This window comes from Corallococcus sp. AB049A, from assembly GCF_003668885.1.
Taxonomy (GTDB): Bacteria; Myxococcota; Myxococcia; order Myxococcales; family Myxococcaceae; genus Corallococcus; species Corallococcus interemptor.
Genome location: NZ_RAWL01000519.1, coordinates 1 through 5474, shown reverse-complemented (window position 1 = coordinate 5474; position 5474 = coordinate 1). Strand labels below are relative to the sequence as shown.

Sequence of the window (5474 nt, the reverse complement as noted above, 5' to 3'; positions counted from 1 at the left end):
GTATAAGAGACAGCGTCCTCTCCCTGCTCGCCACCGGAACCCCGGCCCTCGCCGCCACGCCCGCCCCGGCCACGCCTGGCGTTCGTGCCCCGGGCGCCGTGCTCCCGGGAGAGCTGGCGCCGCTGAAGGTGGCGCCGGTGGACAGGCCGCACCTGTCGCTCCAGCCCGCGAACCCCAAGCCGGGAGACCCGGTGCTGGTGACGGTGCGCGGCGCGTCCGCGCTGCCCACGGGCACTGTCGCGGGCCGGCCCCTGCGCTTCTTCGCGTGGAACAACGGCTACGCGGCCCTCACCAGCCTCCCGGTGGAGCAGACCGAGGGCAGCGTGCCGGTGGACGTCACCGCCGTCGGGCGCGGCCTCCCGGTGCTGCTGTCCGGCGCGCTCACCGTGGGCGCTCCGGGCTTCCGTGAGCGCGAGCTGAAGGTGGCCAACAAGTACGTGTCGCCGCCCAAGGCGGTGAAGGCGCGCATGGAGGCGGACCGCAAGGCGTTCGCCGCGGCGTTCGCGCAGCCCTTCCAGGCCCCGCTGTTCGGCCAGAACTTCGCCTGGCCGCGCGAGGCCACGGTGACGGCGCCCTTCGGCGACCGCCGCTCGTTCAACGGCAAGCTGCAGACGCAGCACTTCGGCGTGGACCTGGATGGCGCCACGGGCTCGCCGGTGGTCGCCGCCAATGACGGCACGGTGGTGATGTCGCGCGACAACTACGCGTCCGGCAACACGGTGCTCGTGCACCACGGCGCGGGGCTCTTCACCGCGTACTTCCACCTGTCGCGCATCGACGTGAAGGAGGGCGCGAAGGTGAAGCAGGGCGAAGCGCTGGGCCTCGTCGGCAGCACCGGCCGCGTCACCGGCCCGCACCTCCACTGGGGCGTGAAGGCGGATGACCGCTGGGTGGATGGCCAGACGCTGCTCAAGCTGGACTTCACCGGCGCCCCGGAGACGCCGGGCGTGGCCACCAACGCCCCCGGCCTGGGCTCCCCGTAGTCAGGGCCTCAGCCGCGCTTGGGGGCCCGGGCCCTGGGCGCGGCCTTCTCGCGCTTGAGCGGCGCTTCGTCCTGGAGCTGGGGGGCCTCTTCCTTCGCGGGGCTCAGCAGCACGCCGTGGAGGAACGAGTCGGCGATCTGCGCCTTGGCCCGCTCCAGCATCGCGGTATCGCGCGCGTCCGCCAGACCCACCACGAACGCGGTGAGCCCCATTTCGATGGAGCCGAAGAGCAGCGCGGACGCGAGCAGCGGATCCACGTCCGGCCGCAGCTCCCCCGCCTCCTTCGCGCGGGTGAACATCTGCGCGCTCAGCCGGATGACGTCCACGAAGGCCGTCTGGCGGTTGATGCGGGCCCCGGCCGGTGAGCGGGCAATCTCCAGGATCAACACCTTCACCGCGCGGGGATCCACGCGGTAGGCCTCGAAGGCCACGTCCGCGATGCGGTGGACCTTCTCCACCAGCGGGCCCTCGCTCTCCGCGACGGCGCGCGCACGCGCGATGAAGCCGCTCCAGCCCGTCTCGAAGACGGTCTCCAGCAGCTCATCCTTGTTCTTGAAGTAGTGGTAGACGAGCCCGTACGCGACGCCCGCCTCCTTGGCGACGTCCGCGATGCGGCAGCCGTGGTAGCCCTTGCGGGCGAACACGTCGATGGCGGCCCGCAGGATGGTGCGGCGGCGCTCGCTCTCCCGCGTCCCGTTCTCCGGCGCCGTCTTCTGCTGGCCCACGCGTCCTCCCACGGCTGGTTGATTCAAGAATCAGCCAGCCACGCTATGGACGCGGGGCTCCGGGGTCAATCCTTACGTACGTGGGGCCCTCCGCCACGCCGAGGGGGAGGCGGGCGGAAGGGGAACACCCGGGGAAGGTCCTTCCCCGGAAGGGGCTCAGGCCGCCGAGCCGTTGAACATCACGCGGGCCACACCCAGCAAACGGTCCACGTCGCGGGCGTTGAGGCCGCGAGCGCGGGCGAAGTCCGACAGGGGACGCAGCAGGTCCTCCGTCTGGGCGGGCGTCTGCTCGGTGCCCGTGAAGAGCTCACCGAGGCTGACGCTGAGGGCGTTGGAGAGGGCCGCCAGTGTCTCCACGTGGGGCACACGCTCGCCGCGCTCGATCATGGACAGGAAGGACACGCTGATCTGCGCGCGCTCCGCGAGCTCCTCCTGCGTCCACCGCTCCGGGCGCTGCGTGCGAAGCTCGCGAATGCGCTGGCCAATTCTTTTTCCGAGATCCGACACGAAGTACTTCTCCTCTGGGGGATGTTGCGAGGTGAGTGCAACGCTCGCGTACGCCGGGTGATTCCTATCCTCCCGACCCAAAGGATCCGAATCCGGCCACACTCAAATTCACACCGGCGAATTCCGGTGTCTGATTGCGCCGCAGGATCACCACCCCCTCGATGCGCCAGCAGTCACAGGCGGGTCCGTACGACACGCCGAAGGTCTGCTGTGCAAGGGGCTGACTTTCCAGGGTATTCGAATCCTTATAAAGCGGTTGCACCAACGCTTCGTATCGCAACCCGAGTCCGAATCCGAGCTTGATTCGCGTACCAACAGTGAGTGCCTGTGCCCGTTCGGTCGGAGAGGGATCGACCTGATCGGTGTGGGACGGCAAGGGACGAGGTGCGTCTCCCACCAGCATATCGGTGCCGCGACGGACAAAGTCAGGTCCTTGTGCCAGAGGATCGAACCCACGATCAATTGACATTTGTTTCACGGCCAGCAGGTCGTCGTAGCGGGCGTACAACGCATTGCCTTTGCCATTGTCGATGGTGAAGTCGGCGGACAGCTGGGTGATGTCGAGCGTGGTGGGGTCCATGCGCACGAGCCCGCCCGCGGTGATGACGCCAGCGCTGGCGGACAGGCGCGCGAAGGTGTCGCGAAGGACGCTGCCCTGCACGGTGTCCCGGCCCGAGACGGGCGCGACGCGCGACAGGTCGAAGCCCTGGCCGATGCGCAGGCGCAGCGGTTCGCGGGTGGTGGGCCCCTTGCGGACGCGCAACGTGTTGTCCACGGCGACCACGGCGTGGAGGAAGCCGCGCACGCTGCCGTCGGACTGGAGCGGCACGGCGGCGTCCCACTCGTCGTAGATGAGCGGCACGGTGCCGGTGCCGCTGCTGTTGAGCGCGGTGAGCCCGTGGCCCCAGCCGCCGGGCACGTAGCGCAGGGCCACCGACGGGGAAAGCGTGTGCCGGTAGAGCGTATCCCCGTCCGTGAAGGTGCGCGCCAGCTGCGAGTCCAGCATCAGGTCCGCCAGCGCGTAGCCGCGCGCGGCGGTGCGGCCGGAGACCTCGCCCACGGACACGTCCTGGCGCAGCCCCAGGGACGGCGTCAGCCGGGCCCAGTTGCCCAGCCCGTAGGACGTGGACAGCTGGGGGGCCAGCGACACGCGATCACGCCCCTCGCGTTCGGAGGGGTCCAGACGGCCGTTGCCCTCCAGTTCGTCGACGGGCAGATCATCGACGACGGTCGCCAACGGTGTGCCCTCGGGGCGCCACTTGCCGGCGAGCGAGAAGAGACCGTCGGATCCGTCATCGGCGAAGCCGCCGCTGCGCAGGGGCGCGAGCCGGCTGTACTCCACCTGCATCCCCCCCATCACGCGCCCACCGAAGAGGGGCCGCTGGGGCAGGGCCAGGGTGATGCCGGGCAGACGTTGGAACGTCGTCGGACCGTGAGGCTCCTTGGTGACGTTCTCCTTGGTGGCCTCGGCGGGGATGGTGTTCGTCTGGAAGAAGCGGAACGGGTAGCGCAGGTCCTGGCGGAGCGACACGTCCAGGCCCAGGTAGCGGTCGTCGCGGCGCTGGTACACGACGGCGGTGCTGCGCAGATAGTTGTAGTTCTGCACCAGCAGGTCCGCGGTGAGGTCGCGCGTGTAGTAGCCGTCCGACACGAAGTACGCGTCGACGCGGTCGTGCCAGCCGTCGCCCAGCTCCTGCGTGTGCTGCCAGGACGCCTCGCCGCGCAGACCCCGCTTCTCGTCGACGATCTCCGAGGTGTAGTCGCGGTTGCCCTCGGCATCGATCTCCCGGTAGACGCGCATGAAGTCCAGGGAGACGGGGTTCAAGCGGGGACGCAGGTCATAGAGGAAGCCCAGCGTGGCCCTGCCTCGCGTACGGTCGCTGGGGACGTAGCGGAACTCGGTGAGCAGCCGCGGTCCCTTCACGCCGTTGGGGCGCGGCTCCCGGATCTCGACTCCCTCGCGGGAGGTGAAGTGGGCGTTCACGACGTCCCCGCCACCCGTGTAGATGCCCGGGGTGAACGTGAGGTCGTAGCTCTCCCCCAGCGTGACGAAGACGGGCACGTCCAGCGCGAAGCCGTTGAGGCCAGAGTTGGACGGGCGGGGAATCAGCAGGCCGCTGCGGCGCTCGGCCAGGGGCAGGTACAGCCACGGCAGCGCGAACACCGGCACCGAGCGCACGTACACCACCGGCCACGTGAGGATGGCGCGCTCGCCCATCTTCACGTTGGCCTCCTTCGCCTCCACGCGCCAGCTGGGCTCACCGGGGCCGCACTGGCACGGAGTGAAGGCCAGGCCATCCACGGAGAAGGCCGTCTCCCCGGTGCGCCGGATGCGCGTGCCGCTCATCAGGACGGGCGTCTCCCCCAGCTTGCGCAATTCGTCCGGCGTCTTGGCGGCCTGGAGCGCTTCAGGCGTGACGCCCTTCTTCTGCATGAAGAGGCCGCCCTTCACGTTGGCCTCGTTGGAGCGCAGGTCCACGCGCACGTCGTCCGCGATGGCGGCCATCAGGCCGCTCACGAACATCACGTTGCCGGTGGCGGTGGCCACCTGCGTGGCCTCGCTGTACGTGACTTCGTCCGCGCGAAGGACGTTGGGGCCGCTGCGCAGCTCGCAGTGGCCCCGGGCGGTGAGGACGTCGTTCTCGTAGACGACGTAGTCGGCCGCCAGCTCCACGACCTCGCCGGTGGGAAGCTCCACCTGCGTGGCCAGCGGAATCTGGGCCGACACCCAGAGCGTCAGGACGACCGGGGCAAGGAAGGTCATGCGGGAGGCGTGGGCGGGGGGCGCCGTGCCGGCAACGGCGCCCGTCCCGTCCTACCGGCCCGGGCGCGGGAAGTCGAGGGTGATGAGGCCGCCTTCCTGGCGTGTCTCATAGCGAACCCCCTGCTTCAGCTGGATGACGACGCGCACGGTCTGGCCCGACCCGGCGAAGGCCTCCACCCGCGACACGGCCGACGGGAAGAAGTGCGTGTCCAGGGGCAGCGTGTTGTTGGACTCCACCACGCGCGTGTTCTCCAGCTCCAGCACCACCTGGTTGCCGGAGCCGCCCACCGTGTAGCGCACGGGCTCGTTGGTGCGCACGAAGACGCGCGAGCTGTCCGGCTGCTGCTGGAAGCCAATCAGCGTCATCGTCTTGCGGCGCGACGACACCGAGCCCCCGCCGCTCTCGCGCGGCTCGGAGGCGGCGCTGCCCTGGCTGGGACGGGCGCGCGACTCACGGGCCGCCACGGCCTGCTCGCGGCGCTCCCGGGCCTCCTC

Annotated in this window: 5 protein-coding genes; 1 reads left to right on the top strand and 4 read right to left on the bottom strand. The window is 70.1% G+C overall.

The genetic code is table 11. The features are described 5' to 3' along the window. Positions 1-2: 2 nt before the first annotated feature. The gene (locus D7X55_RS35070) at positions 3-983 is read left to right on the top strand and encodes a M23 family metallopeptidase (RefSeq protein ID WP_121725323.1); all 981 of its coding nucleotides are present in this window, start codon (positions 3-5) and stop codon (positions 981-983) included. A gap of 8 nt (positions 984-991) precedes the next feature. On the opposite strand, the gene D7X55_RS35065 is transcribed toward D7X55_RS35070, so the two are convergent. The 4 genes from D7X55_RS35065 to D7X55_RS35050 form a co-directional block, all read right to left on the bottom strand. Next, positions 992-1708 (bottom strand): TetR/AcrR family transcriptional regulator, encoded by a 717-nt coding sequence (locus D7X55_RS35065; RefSeq protein ID WP_121725324.1) that lies wholly within the window; start codon positions 1706-1708, stop codon positions 992-994. Positions 1709-1864: 156 nt separating this feature from the next. Next, positions 1865-2215 (bottom strand): helix-turn-helix domain-containing protein, encoded by a 351-nt coding sequence (locus tag D7X55_RS35060; RefSeq protein WP_014398120.1) that lies wholly within the window; start codon positions 2213-2215, stop codon positions 1865-1867. A gap of 64 nt (positions 2216-2279) precedes the next feature. Beyond that, complete coding sequence (locus D7X55_RS35055) at positions 2280-4979, bottom strand: LPS-assembly protein LptD (RefSeq protein ID WP_120549959.1); 2700 nt, start codon at positions 4977-4979, stop codon at positions 2280-2282. Positions 4980-5030: 51 nt separating this feature from the next. Further along, positions 5031-5474, bottom strand: a 444-nt coding sequence (locus tag D7X55_RS35050; protein ID WP_121725322.1) for an AMIN domain-containing protein, incomplete at its 5' end; no start/stop codon positions are given.

Coding starts and splice junctions, on each gene's coding strand:
- D7X55_RS35055 (WP_120549959.1), bottom strand. CDS start 4,979: ATGACCTTCCTTGCCCCGGTCGTCCTGACGCTCTGGGTGTCGGCCCAG.